Source organism: Streptomyces sp. GB4-14 (assembly GCF_022696125.1).
Taxonomy (GTDB): domain Bacteria; phylum Actinomycetota; class Actinomycetes; order Streptomycetales; family Streptomycetaceae; genus Streptomyces; species Streptomyces werraensis.
Window position 1 is genome coordinate 4848564 of record NZ_RZHO01000002.1, and the last position, 15956, is coordinate 4864519.

At 74.0% G+C, this 15956-nt stretch carries 16 protein-coding genes; 10 read left to right on the plus strand and 6 right to left on the minus strand.

The genetic code is table 11. The features are described from left to right. Positions 1-301: 301 nt before the first annotated feature. Positions 302-1090 carry an endo alpha-1,4 polygalactosaminidase gene (locus tag ELQ39_RS23390; RefSeq protein ID WP_242593799.1) on the plus strand — a complete coding sequence of 263 codons (789 nt, stop codon included), beginning with the start codon at positions 302-304 and terminating at the stop codon, positions 1088-1090. On the opposite strand, the gene ELQ39_RS23395 is transcribed toward ELQ39_RS23390, so the two are convergent. Continuing rightward, entirely contained in the window at positions 1050-1241 is a 192-nt protein-coding gene (locus tag ELQ39_RS23395) for a hypothetical protein (protein ID WP_242593800.1), read from the minus strand. The genes ELQ39_RS23390 and ELQ39_RS23395 overlap by 41 nt on opposite strands. Before the next feature lie 28 nt (positions 1242-1269). Between ELQ39_RS23395 and ELQ39_RS23400 the strand changes: the two genes are divergently transcribed. After that, a complete protein-coding gene (locus ELQ39_RS23400) occupies positions 1270-1749 on the plus strand; it encodes a hypothetical protein (RefSeq protein ID WP_242593803.1) in 480 nt (159 codons plus the stop codon). On the opposite strand, the gene ELQ39_RS23405 is transcribed toward ELQ39_RS23400, so the two are convergent. Then, the gene (locus ELQ39_RS23405) at positions 1738-2547 is read right to left on the minus strand and encodes an adenosylcobinamide-GDP ribazoletransferase (protein WP_242593804.1); all 810 of its coding nucleotides are present in this window, start codon (positions 2545-2547) and stop codon (positions 1738-1740) included. The two genes, ELQ39_RS23400 and ELQ39_RS23405, sit on opposite strands and share 12 nt — an antisense overlap. Positions 2548-2607: 60 nt before the next feature. Between ELQ39_RS23405 and ELQ39_RS23410 the strand changes: the two genes are divergently transcribed. Further along, positions 2608-3348 (plus strand): hypothetical protein, encoded by a 741-nt coding sequence (locus tag ELQ39_RS23410; protein ID WP_242593805.1) that lies wholly within the window; start codon positions 2608-2610, stop codon positions 3346-3348. 11 nt (positions 3349-3359) lie between these two features. Here ELQ39_RS23410 and cobT read toward each other — a convergent pair whose 3' ends face one another. Then, positions 3360-4424 (minus strand): nicotinate-nucleotide--dimethylbenzimidazole phosphoribosyltransferase, encoded by a 1065-nt coding sequence (gene cobT, locus ELQ39_RS23415; protein WP_242593806.1) that lies wholly within the window; start codon positions 4422-4424, stop codon positions 3360-3362. Positions 4425-4646: 222 nt separating this feature from the next. Between cobT and ELQ39_RS23420 the strand changes: the two genes are divergently transcribed. Next, positions 4647-5696: a class I SAM-dependent methyltransferase gene (locus ELQ39_RS23420; protein ID WP_190000268.1), complete on the plus strand. Its 1050-nt coding sequence runs from the start codon at positions 4647-4649 to the stop codon at positions 5694-5696. A gap of 469 nt (positions 5697-6165) precedes the next feature. Here ELQ39_RS23420 and ELQ39_RS23425 read toward each other — a convergent pair whose 3' ends face one another. Then, complete coding sequence (locus tag ELQ39_RS23425) at positions 6166-7365, minus strand: bifunctional adenosylcobinamide kinase/adenosylcobinamide-phosphate guanylyltransferase (RefSeq protein ID WP_190000267.1); 1200 nt, start codon at positions 7363-7365, stop codon at positions 6166-6168. A 116-nt stretch (positions 7366-7481) separates the two neighbouring features. On the opposite strand from ELQ39_RS23425, the gene ELQ39_RS23430 reads away from it, so the two are divergent. Continuing rightward, on the plus strand, positions 7482-7730 hold the full coding sequence (locus ELQ39_RS23430; protein ID WP_190000266.1) for a hypothetical protein: 249 nt from the start codon (positions 7482-7484) through the stop codon (positions 7728-7730). A gap of 70 nt (positions 7731-7800) precedes the next feature. On the opposite strand, the gene ELQ39_RS23435 is transcribed toward ELQ39_RS23430, so the two are convergent. Then, on the minus strand, positions 7801-8478 hold the full coding sequence (locus ELQ39_RS23435; protein WP_190000265.1) for a methyltransferase domain-containing protein: 678 nt from the start codon (positions 8476-8478) through the stop codon (positions 7801-7803). An 86-nt stretch (positions 8479-8564) separates the two neighbouring features. Continuing rightward, positions 8565-9164, minus strand: coding sequence for a DUF3043 domain-containing protein (locus ELQ39_RS23440; protein ID WP_337662551.1), 600 nt, complete (start codon positions 9162-9164; stop codon positions 8565-8567). Between the two features lie 310 nt (positions 9165-9474). On the opposite strand from ELQ39_RS23440, the gene ELQ39_RS23445 reads away from it, so the two are divergent. The 5 genes from ELQ39_RS23445 (at position 9475) to ELQ39_RS23465 (ending at position 15910) form a co-directional block, all read left to right on the plus strand. Then, entirely contained in the window at positions 9475-10266 is a 792-nt protein-coding gene (locus tag ELQ39_RS23445; RefSeq protein WP_277994725.1) for a PspA/IM30 family protein, read from the plus strand. Positions 10267-10286: 20 nt separating this feature from the next. Then, positions 10287-10568: a PspA-associated protein PspAA gene (gene pspAA, locus ELQ39_RS23450; RefSeq protein WP_190000264.1), complete on the plus strand. Its 282-nt coding sequence runs from the start codon at positions 10287-10289 to the stop codon at positions 10566-10568. Positions 10569-10677: 109 nt separating this feature from the next. Beyond that, positions 10678-11901: a sensor histidine kinase gene (locus ELQ39_RS23455; RefSeq protein ID WP_190000263.1), complete on the plus strand. Its 1224-nt coding sequence runs from the start codon at positions 10678-10680 to the stop codon at positions 11899-11901. Positions 11902-11923: 22 nt separating this feature from the next. Then, positions 11924-12613, plus strand: a complete 690-nt coding sequence (locus tag ELQ39_RS23460; protein ID WP_190000262.1) for a response regulator — start codon at positions 11924-11926, stop codon at positions 12611-12613. A gap of 159 nt (positions 12614-12772) precedes the next feature. Further along, positions 12773-15910 (plus strand): efflux RND transporter permease subunit, encoded by a 3138-nt coding sequence (locus ELQ39_RS23465; protein WP_190000261.1) that lies wholly within the window; start codon positions 12773-12775, stop codon positions 15908-15910. The last annotated feature ends 46 nt before the right edge of the window (positions 15911-15956 follow it).

Genomic DNA, 15956 nt, shown 5'->3' on the forward strand with positions numbered 1-15956 from the left:
GTGAATTCTCGCTTCCGATGTGAAGTTTCAGTGGCCGAAGGGTGTGGGTCGACCGGGCCCGGCAGCCGACCCTAATCGTGACGTCCGGGTGCGCTCCCGGCGGGGGCGCCCCCGGTGCGGCGAAACACTCGGCCCCGAGCCTACGCGCGTGTGCGCACGCACTCATGGCCGGTGCGCGCACGTCCCGGCGCGGCGGGTGCCCCGCGACGGCCCGGGGATGCCCGCGCGATCATGGGGGTGCCGTCGTGCCGCAGGGGTGCGGCGGCCGTGAGGTGGGGAGCGTCCGGTGAGAAGAGCGTGCGTGGCTGTCGTCCTGCTGGCCCTGGTGCTGACGGGGTGTTCCGGCGGTTCCGGCGGCACGGACGCGGGGCCGTCGGGAGAAGCGTCGGGGGAGTGGTGGCGGCCGCGGCCCGGCCTGGACTGGCAGTGGCAGCTCACCGGCCGCCTGGACACCTCCGTCGACGTCCCCGTGTACGACATCGACGGCTTCCACCACTCGAAGGAGACCGTCGACGCGCTGCACCGTGACGGCCGCAAGGTCGTCTGCTACCTGTCCACCGGGGCCTGGGAGGACTTCCGCCCGGACGCCGGCGACTTCCCCGGGTCCGTGATCGGCAGGAGTAACGGCTGGGAGGGCGAGCGCTGGCTCGACATCCGCCGCACCGACGTCCTGGAGCCGCTGATGGCCGAACGCCTCGACATGTGCCGGGACAAGGGCTTCGACGCGGTGGAGCCGGACAACATGGACGGCTACCGCAACCGCACCGGCTTCCCGCTCACCGCCGCCGACCAGCTCCGCTACAACCGGCTGATCGCCCGGCTCGCGCACGAGCGCGGCATGGCCGTCGGCCTGAAGAACGACCTGGACCAGATCCCGGAGCTGGTCGGCGACTTCGACTTCGCCGTCAACGAGCAGTGCGCCCAGTACGGCGAGTGCGAGCGGCTCACCCCCTTCGTGGAGGCGGGCAAGGCCGTCTTCCACGCCGAGTACGAGCTGCCCACCGGCCGTTTCTGCGCCGACTCCCGCCGTCTCCGGCTGAGTTCGCTGCTCAAGAGGTACCCACTCGACGCGTGGCGGCGAACCTGCTGAGCCGCACGGAGGCCACCGACGTCCCGGCGACCCGGTCGGCGAGCGAGCGCCGCCGCCCGCCCAGCACCGGCAGCGCGTTCAGCAGGAACAGCGCCACCGCGACCAGCCACACCAGTACCGACAGCAGGACCTCGCCCTGAACCAGCAGCACGCACGCCACCGCTTACACGGCGACGTCGGTGGCCGTGGTCACCGCCGCGCGCAGCGCCGCCCGGCCGGGTGCGCGCGGCATGACCTTCAGCCCGGTCAGGGCCTTGCCGACGGTCCGCCCGGCGAGGGGCGAGGCACGCCCACTGGTAGAGGAAGGCGGCGACGACCAGCAGGGCGAACGCCTGCCGGACGTACCCCACCGACTTGTCCCACAGCGACGTGCCGAGGCCGGCGGACGCGTCCAGCACGTCGCCGCGCGAGGTGAGCAGGTCGAAGCCGCCGCGCGCGGCCAGTTCGGGCACGTCGGTCACCAGCGCGGACATCCGGTCGAAGGTGAGCACGGCCAGCAGCGCGGCCGCCGTCACCACCAGCGCGAAGTCGATCAGCCGGCCCGTGGCACGACGCAATGCCGGCATCAACGCCCCCGTCAGTCTGCCGATTCGACCCACAGGGCAGTGGCGGGGCGGGAGTGTCCACCGGGCGGTACGACGATCGTTTCAGCCCAGTGACATGACGACGAGCGCGGTCGTCGCCGCCGTCTCCGCGACCCCGCCGAAGACGTCGCCGGTCACCCCGCCGAACCGCCGCACACAGTGTCGCAGCAGCACTTCGGCCGCCCCGGCGGCCACGGCCACCGCGAGCCCGGCGCGCACCGCGTCGTACGTGCCCAGCGCCGCGCCCGCGCCCGCGAGCAGCCCGGCGGCGAGGACCGCGACGGCCGCCGCGCCCCGCACCGGCACCACGCCGGCGACCGCCGCGCCCAGCCCCTCCGGCCGTGCGGCCGGCACACCGGTGCGCGCGGCCAGGGTGAGGGCGACCCGCGCCGCGACCGCCGACGTCACGGCGGCCAGCGCGCCCCGCGCCCAGGAACCGCCGTACGCCTGCGCCAGCGCGGCCACCTGCGCCAGCAGTACGAGCACCAGCGTGAGCACCCCGAACGGTCCGACGTCCGACTGCTTCATGATCCGCAGCGCGTCCTCGGCGGGCTTGCCGCTGCCCAGACCGTCCGCGGTGTCGGCCAGCCCGTCCAGGTGCAGCCCCCGCGTCAGCGCGGCCGGCACGGCGACGGAGGCCACCGCGGCGAGCAGCGGCCCCGCCCCGAGGAACAGCAGCACCAGTCCCGTCGCGGCGGCGAGCGCGCCCACCACCAGGCCGACCACGGGCGCGCACAGCATGCCCGCCCGCGCGGCCGGGCGGTCCCAGCGGGTCGGCCCGGCCGGGAGCACGGTGAGGGTGCCGAAGGCGAAGCGGAGGCCGTCGGCGGGGGAGGCGGGAACCGCGGGGGACGCGGGGGAGGGCTCGGGCACCGGCGCAGATTACCCGGCGGTCACCGGGGCGTCGGGCGGAGGCATGAATAAAGTACGCATATGGGACAGTGGCTGGAGCGGAACGTCATCGAGCCGGGCAAGCTCCCGCTGCTCCTCGCCCTGGCCGCGTTCGTCCTCACCTTCGTGGTCACGCGGATCATCACCCGCCTGATCCGGGCCGGCAAGGGCCCCTTCGGCAACGTCACCGCCGGCTCGGTGCACATCCACCACGTGGTGCCCGGAGTCATCCTCACCCTGGTCGGCGGCTTCGGCGCGGTCGCGGGCGGGGGGCACGGCTTCGGTGCGTACCTCAGCGCGGTGCTGTTCGGGACCGGCGCGGGGCTCGTGCTGGACGAGTTCGCGCTGATCCTGCACCTGGACGACGTGTACTGGTCCGAGGCCGGACGCAAGAGCGTGGAGATGGTGGTGATCACGGCGGCGCTGGTGGTGCTGCTGCTGGCGGGGTTCGCGCCGTTCGGCGTCAACGACCTCTCCCAGCAGGAACTCCAGAACCGCGCGGGCGCGCTGACCGGTGTCGCGGTGAACTCCGGCTTCGCGCTGATCGCGCTGAGCAAGGGGAAGGTGCGGCTCGCGGTCTTCGGGGTGATCGTCCCGGTGGTGGCGCTCGTCGGATCCCTGCGGCTGGCCCGGCCGGGCTCGCCGTGGGCCAGACGCTTCTACCGCCACCGGCACCGCGCCCGGGCGAAGGCCATCCTCCGGGCCTACCGCCACGACCGACGGTGGTCGCGCCCGGCGCGGGCGGTCCAGGACTGGCTGGGCGGAAAACCGGACCGCCCCTGAGGGCGTCACCCTCACGCGTCCTTGACGAGTTCCTGCCGGACCGGCAACTCCGCGGCCAGCGCCGCCGCCGCCTGCACCAGCGGCAACGCCAGCAACGCCCCGGCACCTTCCCCCACCGCGACCCCCTGCGTCAGCACCGGCTCCAGCGCCATCCGGTCCAGCGCCTTCGCCTGACCCGGCTCCCCGCTCGCGTGCGACGCCAGCCACCAATCCGGCGCCCGGAACGCCACCCGCTGCGCCACCAGCGCGCACGCCGCCGTCACCACCCCGTCCAGCAGCACCGGCAGCTTCCGCACCGCGCTCTGCAGCAGGAACCCGGTCATCGCGGTCAGGTCCGCCCCGCCCACCGTCGCCAGCAGCCGCAGCTGGTCCCCCAGCACCGGCCGCGCCCGGCGCAACGCGTCCCGGATCGCCGCACACTTGCGCATCCACGCCAGGTCGTCGATCGGCAGACCGCCGCGCCCGGTCACCACCGACGCGTCCGTCCCGCACAGCGCCGCGACCAGCACACCCGCCGCGGTCGTGCCGCCGACGCTGACGTCGCCCAGCACCACCAGATCCGTACCCGAGTCGGCCTCCTCGTCCGCCACGGCCATCCCCGCGCGGAACGCCGCCTCGGCCTCCTCCAGGGTCAGCGCGTCCTCGACGTCGATGCGCCCGCTGCCGCGCCGCACCCGGTGGCGTACGACGTCCTCGGGCAGCGACGCCGGGTCGCAGTCCAGCGCCATGTCGACCACCCGCACCGGCACGTCCAGCCGGCGCGCCAGCACCGAGACCGGCCGGCCGCCCTCCAGCACGTCCCGCACCAGCTCCACGGCGGTGCCCGCAGGACGCGCGGAGACCTCCCGCTCGGCGATCCCGTGGTCGCCCGCGAACAGCACCACCCGCGGCCGCTCCACGGGCCGCACCGGCACCGAGGACTGCGCCGCGGCCAGCCACTCACCCAGGTCGTCCAGGCGGCCCAGCGACCCGGGCGGCACCGCCAGACGGGCCCGGTGCTCCTCCGCGTCACGGCGCACCCCGCCGTCCGGACGCTCGATCAGATCGGTGAAGTCGTCGAGATTAAGCGAGCTCATTCGCCGAACAGTACCGGCCCTCGTCGAACACCCCGGAGCGCCGGTCGTCCCCGCGTTCGCGCCCTCACCCCCACCACGCCACCCCGGCCGTGATCCACCCCGTGAGGCCTTCCCGTACGTAACGTTTTGCTCGGGAATGCCGGAGATCCCTCCGTCCGTCCCCGACCGTCCCCGCACGTCGCGCCACCCGCGTGCCGTACGACCTCACGCCGGGAGCCGCCCATGCCCGCCACCGCCCCCGACACCGCGTTCCCCGCCCCGCACGGCTCCGCCCGCGTGCACGAACCGCGCCGCCCCGACTGCCCCTGGTGCGGGTCCGCGCGGCTGCGCACCCGGCTGAGAACGGGGGACCTGCGCCGGCACCGGCCCGGGCTGTTCACCGTCGACGAGTGCCGCGACTGCGGCCATACCTTCCAGAACCCCCGGCTCACCCCCGAAGGCCTGGCCTTCTACCGGCGCGCGGTGCGCGGCGCCCCCCGCGACCCCGCCACCGAACGGGTCCTCGCCCTGCACGCCGTACGCCACCGCCGCCGCGCCACGGCCCGCGCGATGCTGCCGTTCGGCGAACCGGAGAGCTGGCTGGACGTGGGCACGGGACTCGCCCGGTTCCCGGACACCGCGCGGGAGTTCTTCCCCTACACGGCCTTCGACGGCACCGACCTCACCCCCCGCGTCGAGCGGGCCCGGGAACTCGGCCGGATCGAGGAGGCGCACGTGGGGCCGCTCGCCGACCCCGGGGTGCTGGCCCGGCTGGCCGGCCGCTACGACGTCGTCAGCCTGCTGCACCACCTGGAGCGCACCACCGACCCGCGCGCCGAACTGCACGCCGCCCTCGACGCCCTGCGCCCCGGCGGGCACCTGCTGATCGAGACCCTCGACCCGCGCTGTGCGTACGCCGCCCTGTTCGGCCGCTGGTGGCTGCCCTACGACCAGCCCCGCCGGCTGCACCTGCTGCCCCGCCGCAACCTCCGCGAGGAACTCGAGGCGCGCGGCTGCGAGATCGTCACCGCCGGCCACCGCGCCGCCCACGTCCCCCACGACCTGGCCGGCCTCACGGCCCTCGCCCTCTCCCACGCCCTCCCCGCCCCGGACACCCCCTGGCGGGCGATCCCGCCCTCCCCGGCCGAGCAGCGCCTGCGCACCGCACTGCTGCGCGCCGGCACCCCCCTGGTGATCGCCGCCGCCATGGCCGACCTGGCCCTCTCCCCCCTGGCCCGCCACACCCCGCTCGCCAACAGCTACCGCGTGATCGCCCGCAAACCGAAACGGTGACGCACGCGCGCCCGCGCCCCGCACACGGTGCGTCACAAAGCCTCCTGCGGCACCCCGTGCCCCCGCACCCGGCCGTCCCCCTCACCGCCCAGGCCATGTCCAAGCCGCCCGCTGCCCGTTCGCCGGTCCTGTGCGAGGGCCGTGCGCCTGGCGGCCGGCCGGAAGCCCGGGTGGCGGCCCCGGGCGCCGTGGACGCCTCGCACGCGGGCGGCGGGAGGGCCACAGCGCCCGGTCGCCACGCGCGAAGACACGGGAGCGAGCTGCGGCCCTCGGCGCCGTCCCGCGCGCGGCACTGACAGCCCGTCACCCGGGAGACGCGGCGCGCGAGCCGGCCCGGCCGCGGCTTCGCGGCCCGTGCGCACCGAAGAGCCGTGCCGAGTACCGGCGGCGCGCCTGGAGCCGTGGGCTCGACGAGCCGCTGTCGGGTGCCGGCGAGCCGGTGGCGTGATGGCCGGCGGTCCCCGCCGGCTCAGCCCCGCAGCACCAGCGCCTGACCCGCCACCACCAGCAGCACCTGCTCGCACTCCGCCGCGAACGCCGTGTTCAGACGGCCGAGTTCGTCGCGGTAGCGACGGCCCGACGCGGTGGCGGGGACGATGCCGGAGCCGACCTCGTTGGAGACCGCGACCACCGTGCGGCGGGTCTCGCGGACCGCGTCCGTGAGGGCCCGCACGCGGTCACGGAGGGCGCGCTCGCCGCCGTCCGCCCACTCCGCGTCGTCCCAGGCGCCCACCGCGTCCATCGCGTCCGTCAGCCACAGCGACAGGCAGTCCACCAGGAGCGGCGGGCCGTCGTCCTTGAGCAGGGGCACCAGGTCGCAGGTCTCCACGGTCCGCCAGGATCCCGGCCGCCGCTCCTGGTGCGCGGACACCCGCGCCGCCCACTCGGTGTCGCCGTTGCGCGAGCCGCCGGTCGCCACGTACAGCACCTCGGGGAAGGACTCCAGGCGCCGCTCCGCCTCCACCGACTTGCCGGACCGCGCCCCGCCCAGCACCAGCGTGCGGCGCGGCACGTCGGGCACGTCCTCGTACGCCCCGACCTCCAGCGTCGTCCCGTCCGGCACGGCGCGCGCCCCGGCCGCCGCGAGCCGGCGCCGTACCTCGGGGCCCGGCGGCACGTCGTGGTCCAGGTGCACCGCGATCACGTCCGTCGTCGGCACCACCGCGCCCGTCTCCCGCAGCCGCGCCAGCGCGTCCGGGCGGCCCACGACGTCCAGCACGACCATCGCGTACGGCTCGGCGGGCGCCTCGAGACCGGCCGGGGCGCCGCCCGGCGGCAGGTACAGCAGCCGCTGCCCGTCGGGGCCGGTCACCGCGTACCCGGTGCCGGGCGCGTCCAGTGCCACCGCCCGCACCCGATGCCCCGTCAGCAGCGCCAGCTCACGCCCGTCCGGCACCCGCCCCGGCTGCGGCAGTCCGGCCGGCACCTCCACCGCGGGCCCGTCGTGCGGGTGCGACAGCAGCACCTGGCGCACCCCGCCCAGTGAACGCCCCGCACGGGCCGCGGCGAAGGCCGCGCCGGGGGTCAGGTCGAGCAGCAGCGCGCCGTCCACCAGCAGCGAGGTCGCCGCCCGTGCGTCCGGTCCGAGCGCGCACGCGCACGCCGCGCAGGGACAGTCGGGGCGGGGCAGTCCCGCCGGGGCGCCGGTGCCGAGCAGAGTCAGTTCCACGCCCCGATTCTCGCCTTTCCCCACAGTCGATGCCCGTCCGACTACGCTCTTGGTCAGGAGCCGGACCAAGATCCGGCTCCTGCTGTGCAGTGAGCTCACACGCTTGGGAGGCGTACATGGCGGCATGGACGTGGCGGTTCGAGAAGGCCGACGGGACGCAGGTCGAGCCCGCGGTGGCGCCGGAGGAGTTCACCACGCAGGGGGACGCCGAGTCCTGGATCGGGGAGAACTGGAAGGCCCTTCTGGAGGGCGGCGCGGACCAGGTGCGGCTGCTGGAGGACGACACCGAGATCTACGGCCCGATGAGCCTGCACGCGGACGGGGCCGCGGCGGCGGAGAGCGGGAGCGCCGGCGAAGGAGCGTGAGCCGACGCCACCGGGACCGGTGACACCGGGACCGGAGTGTCCGCGGCCGAGATTCTCCGGGGCTGACCCCTCAGCCCCGGACCCCGCACAGGTGCAGCAGCGCCGCGACCCCACGGTACGGGTCCGTCCGCCCGGCCCGGTCCTCGACCGCCAGCACCGCGTCCAGGTCGTCCGGCAGCACCGCGTCGTCCGCCGCCGTGTCCGTGAAGACCCGCACGCCGTACCAGGTGTGCAGCGGCGCACCGATCCCGGCGAGCGTCGACGTCAGCCGCTTCAGCCCGTACGACGCCGTCGGCGGGCAGAACGCCGCCAGCGCCCCCGCCCAGTCGCCGGACAGACCCGCCCGCATCGCCGCCGCGTCGCCGTTGCGCACGAGCAGCGACAGCATCCCGCCGGGCGCCAGCATCCGGGCCACCCCCGCGAGCAGCGCGTCCGGCTCCTCGACGTCGTCCATGAGCACGCCATGACAGAGCACGACGTCGAAACTGCCCGGCAGGAAGTGCACACCGGTGTCCCCGGCGTGCCCCTCGATGATCCGCATCCGCTCCCGGATGCCCTCGGGCTCCCCGGCGAACGCCTCGCGGGCCGCCGCGATCGAGGCGGCGTCCTGCTCGACGCCCGTCACCTGATGGCCGGCCCGGGCCAGCCGCAGCGCCTGCGCGCCCCGGCCCATGCCCACGTCGAGCACCCGAAGCCGCTTCCCCACCGGGAAGCGCGCGACTATCTGCTCCTCGAGCTGGCGGGCCACCAGCTCCTCACGGACGACGTCACGCAGACGGCCGGGTCCGGTCGGCGGACCCGGCGCCGTCGTACCGTGCGCGAACGGGGTGGTGCTCAGGGCCGCTCCCCGCGCTTCACCTGGGGCTTGGGCAGCCGCAGCCGGCGCATCTGGAGCGTGCGCATCAGCGCGTAGGCCACCGCGCCGCGCCGGTTCTCGTCGGGGAAGCGCTCGGCGAGCGTCTTCTTCAGGCGGAAGCCCGTCACGACCGAGTCGAGCACGATCATCACGATGACGACCAGCCACAGCAGCAGCGCGATGTTCTGCAGCTGCGCCACCTGGACCATGCTCAGCACGAGGATGACCACGGCCATCGGAAGGAACCACTCCGCGATGTGGAAGCGCGAGTCCACGAAGTCACGGGCGAACCGGCGCACCGGACCCTTGTCGCGCGCGGGCAGGTACCGCTCGTCGCCGCTGGCCAGCGCCTGGCGCTGACGCTCCAGTGCGGCACGGCGCTCCTCGCGCTGACGCTTGGCGGCCTCCTTGCGCGACATCGTCGTGTTGGCCACGCTGCGGCGCTGCGACTGGGCCACGCTGCGCTTGGGTGTGGGGCGGCCCTTGGGGGCCTCGGGGTGACGGGGCTGATGGGAGTCGGTCACCGTCGCCTTGTCGGCGCCCGGTGCCTTCTCTTCCTTGGAGCGGCTACGGAACACAAAACCCAAGGGTACGGGGTGGCCGGGGTTGGGCCACAGCCCCGCGGGGAACGATCCGGCAACACCGGACGTCTCTCCTAGGACAGATGGGGACGTAGCGGGGGGCCTTACGGGACGACCGTCGGCCGCCACCCCGGGAGCCACCTACTCCCTACGCCGGATCAGGAGGGTACTCAGTCGTCCTTGGGGATGAGCGCATCCGTCCCCGGACAGTGCGGTAATGGATGCAGGGCCCGTACTGTGGGTTCTGAGGCAGTCACTGGAGCTGGAGTCCGTCAGAAGGGGGCGCGCGAAGCCCATGAGCGGTGTCATGAAGCGTATGGGGATGATCTTCCGCGCGAAGGCGAACAAGGCCCTTGACCGGGCCGAGGACCCGCGCGAGACCCTCGATTACTCGTACCAGAAGCAGCTGGAACTGCTCCAGAAGGTCCGCCGTGGCGTCGCCGACGTGGCGACCAGCCGCAAGCGCCTGGAGCTCCAGCTCAACCAGCTCCAGTCCCAGTCGTCGAAGCTGGAGGACCAGGGCCGCAAGGCGCTCGCGCTGGGCCGCGAGGACCTGGCCCGCGAGGCGCTGTCCCGCCGTGCCGCGCTCCAGCAGCAGGTGACCGACCTGGAGACCCAGCACGCCACGCTCCAGGGCGAGGAGGAGAAGCTGACGCTGGCCGCGCAGCGCCTCCAGGCCAAGGTGGACGCCTTCCGCACCAAGAAGGAGACCATCAAGGCCACCTACACGGCCGCCCAGGCGCAGACCCGGATCGGCGAGGCGTTCTCCGGCATCTCCGAGGAGATGGGCGACGTCGGCCTGGCCATCCAGCGGGCCGAGGACAAGACCGCCCAGCTCCAGGCGCGGGCCGGCGCGATCGACGAGCTGCTCGCCTCCGGCGCCCTCGACGACCAGTCCGGCATGCACAAGGACGACATCCAGGCCGAGCTGGACCGCCTCTCCGGCGGCACGGACGTGGAGCTCGAACTGCAGCGCATGAAGGCCGAGCTGGCCGGGGGCTCCTCCGGCGACCGGCAGGCCCTCGAGGGCGGCCAGGACCAGGCGCAGCCGCAGACCCAGCAGCAGCCGCAGGACACCCCGCGCTTCGACAAGCAGTAGCCCACGCCGAGGAGGGCGACATGATCGTACGGATCATGGGGGAGGGGCAGCTGACACTGGACGAGAGCCGGCTGCCGGAGCTGAACAAGCTGGACGAGGAACTGCTCGCCGAGATGGAGAACGGCGACGGTCCCGGCTTCCGCGCCACGCTCCAGGCCCTGCTGGACAAGGTGCACGAGCTGGGCGAGCCGCTGCCGGACGACTCCCTGGAGCCGTCCGGCCTCATCCTCCCGTCCCCCGACGCCACCCTCGAGGAGGTCCGCGACCTCCTCACCGACGACGGCCTCATCCCGGGGACCTGAGACGTCCCCGGGACCATCGCGTCCGGCCGTCCACGCAGAGGCAGTCCGCAGAGAGGGGGGAGCCGGGGCCGCGCCGCACGGGCGCCCGCCCCGGTCGCCGCAACCAGCCGTGAGCACCCTGACACGCGTCCGCTGCCGGGCGCGGGCCCACCCGGCCGCCGTGGACACGGCGCTGGCCGTCGGCGTCCTGCTGTGCATGGTCGCCGGGTCCTTCGTCGAACCGCACGACCCCGAGGGGGTCAGCTGGGGGCTGCGCACCCCCGACCCGCTCAGCCTGGTCCTGATGTCGCTCGGCGCCGCCGCGCTCGTCTTCCGCCGCCGCGCCCCGCGCACGGTGCTCGGCGTCGCGGGCGGCCTCTCCGTCGTCGAGTCCGTCACCGGCGACCCGCGCGCCCCCGTCGCCATGTGCGCGGTGATCGCCCTCTACACCGTCGCCGCCTCCACCGACCGCCCCACCACCTGGCGGCTCGGCCTGCTCACCATGACCGTCCTCACCGGCGCCGCCATGGCCGCCGGACCCCTGCCCTGGTACGCCCAGGAGAACCTGGCGATCCTCGCCTGGACCGGCATCGGCGCCACCGCCGGCGACGCCGTCCGCAGCCGCCGCGCCTTCGTCCAGGCCATCCGCGAGCGCGCCGAACGGGCCGAACGCACCCGCGAGGAGGAGGCCCGCCGCCGGGTCGCCGAGGAGCGGCTGCGCATCGCCCGCGACCTGCACGACGTGGTCGCCCACCACATCGCCCTGGTCAACGTGCAGGCCGGGGTCGCCGCGCACGTCATGGACAAGCGCCCCGACCAGGCCAAGGAGGCCCTCGCCCACGTCCGCGAGGCCAGCCGCCACGCCCTCGGCGAACTGCGCGCCACCGTCGGCCTGCTGCGCCAGTCCGGCGACCCCGAGGCGCCCACCGAACCCGCTCCCGGACTCGACCGCCTCGACGAGCTCGCCGCCACCTTCCGCAACGCCGGACTCCGCGTCGAGGTCGCCCGCGCCGACCAGGGCACCGAACTGCCCGCCGCCGTCGACCTGGCCGCGTACCGGATCATCCAGGAGGCGCTGACCAACGTGCAGAAGCACGCCGGGACCGGCGCGCGCGCCGAGGTCAGCGTCGTACGCGTCGGACCGCACATCGAGGTCACCGTGCTCGACGACGGCAACGACGACGGGCACGATCCCGCCCCGGGCGGCGGGCACGGACTGCTCGGCATGCGCGAACGCGTCACCGCCCTGCGCGGCACCCTCACCACCGGCCCCCGCTACGGCGGAGGCTTCCGTGTGCATGCGATCCTTCCCGTCGAGCCCCGCACCTCCGCCGCCCCCGGCGGCCGCCCGTGACCGACGCCCCGCTGGAGCCCGCATGACGATCCGCGTCCTGCTCGCCGACGACCAGGCACTGCTGCGCAGCGCCTTCCGCGTCCTCGTCGACTCCGAGCCGGACATGGAGGTCGTGGGTGAGGCGTCCGACGGCGCCGAGGCCGTCCGGCTGGCCCGCGAACACCGGCCCGACGTGGTCCTCATGGACATCCGCATGCCCGGCACCGACGGGCTCGCCGCCACCCGCGAGATCAGCTCCGACCCCGCGCTCGACGGGGTGCGGGTGGTCATACTGACGACCTTCGAGGTCGACGACTACGTGGTGCAGTCGCTGCGGGCCGGCGCCTCCGGCTTTCTCGGCAAAGGCTCCGAGCCCGGCGAGATGCTGAGCGCCGTCCGCATCGCCGCCGGGGGAGAGGCGCTGCTGTCCCCGCAGGCCACCAAGGGCCTGATCGCCCGCTTCCTCGCCCAGGACGGCCCGCCCGGCCCCGACCGCGACCCCGAGCGGGCCGAGCGGCTCGACTCGCTCACCGTGCGGGAGCGGGAGGTGCTGGTCCAGGTGGCCGGCGGCCACTCCAACGACGAGATCGCCGAACGCCTCGAGGTCAGCCCGCTCACCGTGAAGACCCACGTCAACCGCGCCATGGCCAAGCTGGGCGCCCGCGACCGGGCCCAGCTCGTGGTCATCGCCTACGAGTCCGGGCTGGTCCGTCCGAGGACGGACCAGGCGTAGCCGGGAGTACTGCGGCGGGAGTAGGCGCCGTGTGAAGAATCGGACCTCGGGACCACGGATCGGCACTCGGCCATGGCCCAGGGTGTAGAGCGGGCCGCCCACTGTGCGTGCGCCCGTCTGCCGGACTTTCGCCGCTCCACGGAAAAGAGACCCTGACCCATGTCCTGGCTGTCCAGATTCAGCCTCGCGCAACGGGCGCTGATCGGACTGATGTCGATCATCGCGCTCGTCTTCGGGGCGATCGCGATACCCCAGCTCAAGCAGCAGCTCCTGCCCACCATCGAACTGCCCATGGTCTCCGTGATCGCGCCCTACCAGGGCGCCTCCCCGGACGTGGTGGAGAAGCAGGTCGTCGAACCCATCGAGGACAGCCTGGAGGCCGTCGACGGCATCTCCGGCGTCACCTCGAAGGCGAGCGAGGGCAACGCCGTGATCATGGCGTCCTTCGACTACGGCAACAACACCCAGCAGCTCGTCGCCGACGTGCAGCAGGCCGTCAACCGGGCCGGCGCCCGGCTGCCGTCCGGGGTGGACCCGCAGGTCGTCGCAGGATCCACGGACGACATCCCGACCGTGGTGCTCGCCGTCACCTCCGACAAGGACCAGCAGGCGCTCGCCGACCAGCTGGACCGCACGGTGGTGCCCGCGCTGAAGAGCATCGACGGCGTCGGCCAGGTCCTGGTGGACGGTGTACGGGACCTCCAGGTCACCGTGGTCCCCGACGAGGCGAAGCTCGCGAAGGCGGGCCTGACCGGCGCGTCGATCGCGCAGGCCCTCCAGGCCGGCGGCGCCACCGTCCCGGCCGGCTCCTTCGACGAGAACGGCGCCAACCGCACCGTCCAGGTCGGCGGGGGCTTCACCTCCGTCCGGCAGATCCAGGACCTGATGGTCACCGCCGCCCCCGGCCAGGGCAAGCCCGTCCGCCTCGGCGACGTGGCCGCGGTCCGGCAGGAGGAGGCGCGCTCCGACTCGCTGACCCGCACCAACGGCAGGCCCAGCCTCGCCGTGATGGCCACCATGGACCACGACGGCAGCGCCGTCGCCATCTCCGAGGCCGTGGAGAAGAAGCTGCCCGGGCTGCGCGAGGACCTCGGCGACGGCGCCACCCTCACGGTCGTCAGCGACCAGGGCCCCGCCGTCTCGAAGGCCATCGACGGCCTCACCACCGAGGGCGCGCTCGGCCTGCTCTTCGCCGTGCTGGTGATCCTGGTCTTCCTCGCGTCGGTCCGCTCCACCCTCGTCACCGCGGTGTCCATCCCGCTGTCGGTGGTGCTGGCGCTGATCGTGCTGTGGACCCGCGACCTGTCCCTCAACATGCTGACCCTGGGCGGCCTGACCATCGCCATCGGCCGGGTCGTCGACGACTCCATCGTCGTCCTGGAGAACATCAAGCGGCACCTCGGCTACGGCGAGGAACGCCATTCCGCGATCATGACCGCGGTGCGCGAGGTGGCCGGCGCGGTCACCTCCTCCACCCTCACCACCGTCGCCGTGTTCCTGCCGATCGGCCTGGTCGGCGGCATGGTGGGCGAGCTGTTCGGCTCCTTCAGCCTCACCGTCACCGCCGCGCTGCTGGCGTCCCTGCTGGTGTCGCTGACGGTCGTCCCGGTGCTGTCGTACTGGTTCCTGCGGCCGCCGAAGGGCACCCCGGAGGACGCCGAGGAGGCCCGCAGGCAGGCCGAGGAGAAGGAGGCGAAGAGCCGCCTCCAGCGCACCTACGTGCCCGTGCTGCGCTTCGCCACCCGGCGCCGGCTGACCAGCGTCGCCATCGCCGTGGTCGTGCTGATCGCCACCTTCGCCATGGCCCCGCTGCTGAAGACCAACTTCTTCGACGCGGGGGAGCAGCAGGTCCTCACCGTCACGCAGAAGCTCGGGCCCGGCACCAGCCTGGCCGCCACCGACGCCCAGGCGAAGAAGGTGGAGAAGCTGCTCTCGGACACCGAGGGCGTCAAGGACTACCAGGTGACCGTCGGCTCGTCCGGCTTCATGGCGGCCTTCGGCGGCGGCACCGACACCAACCAGGCGACCTACCAGATCATGCTGGAGGACTCCGCGTCCTCCGACGACGTCCGCGCCGGCATCGAGAAGGGCCTCGCCGCACTCGACGGCATCGGCACCACCACGGTGGCGGCAGGCGACGGCTTCGGCAGCCAGGACCTCAGCGTCGTCGTCAAGGCGGCCGACGCGCAGGTGCTGAACAAGGCGGCCGAGCAGGTCCGCGAGGCGGTGGCCTCCCTGGACGACGTCACCGACGTCACCAGCGACCTGGCGCAGAGCGTGCCCCGCATCTCCGTCACGCCGAACGACAAGGCCGCCGCGGCCGGCTTCGACGCCCAGACCCTCGGGACGGCCGTCGCCCAGTCGGTGAAGGGCACCCCGGTGGCCAAGGCCGTCCTCGACGACACCGAGCGGGACGTCGTGATCCGCTCGGCGCGGCCCGCCACGACCGTCGAGCAGCTGCGCGACCTGCGTCTCGGCCCGGTGAAGCTGGGTGACATCGCCACCGTCCGGCAGGTGGACGGCCCGGTGTCCATGACCCGGATCGACGGCCAGCGCGCGGCCACCGTCACCGCCCGCCCGGTCGGCGACAACACGGGCGCCGTGGGCACGGCGCTCCAGGCGAAGATCAACGAGCTGACACTGCCCGCGGGCGCGACGGCCGAGATCGGCGGAGTGACCGAGGACCAGGACGATGCCTTCGTCAACCTGGGCCTGGCCATGCTGGCCGCCATCGCCATCGTGTTCATGCTGCTGGTCGGCACCTTCCGGTCGCTGGCCCAGCCGCTGATCCTGCTGGTGTCCGTCCCGTTCGCGGCGACCGGCGCGATCGGCCTGCTGCTGGTCACCGGCACCCCGATGGGTGTCCCGGCGATGATCGGCATGCTGATGCTGATCGGCATCGTGGTCACCAACGCGATCGTGCTGATCGACCTGATCAACCAGTACCGCAGGCAGGGCTACGGCGTCATCGACGCCGTCCTGGAGGGCGGCCGGCACCGGCTGCGGCCCATTCTGATGACGGCCCTGGCGACGATCTTCGCCCTCCTCCCGATGGCGCTCGGCGTCACCGGCGAGGGCGGCTTCATCGCCCAGCCGCTCGCGGTGGTGGTGATCGGCGGCCTGATCACGTCGACCCTGCTCACCCTGCTCCTGGTCCCGACGCTCTACGCGATGCTGGAACTCCGCAAGGAGCGCCGGGCGAAGAAGAGGGCGGCGAAGCGGGCCGGGAAGGCGGACCTGCCCGAGCAGCCGGCGCCGGACGCCTCCTCGGACGAGACGCGGCCCGCGTCCGTCTGACCGCGTGACCGGCGACGGCCGGTTCCCGAACCGGAACAACCGGTTC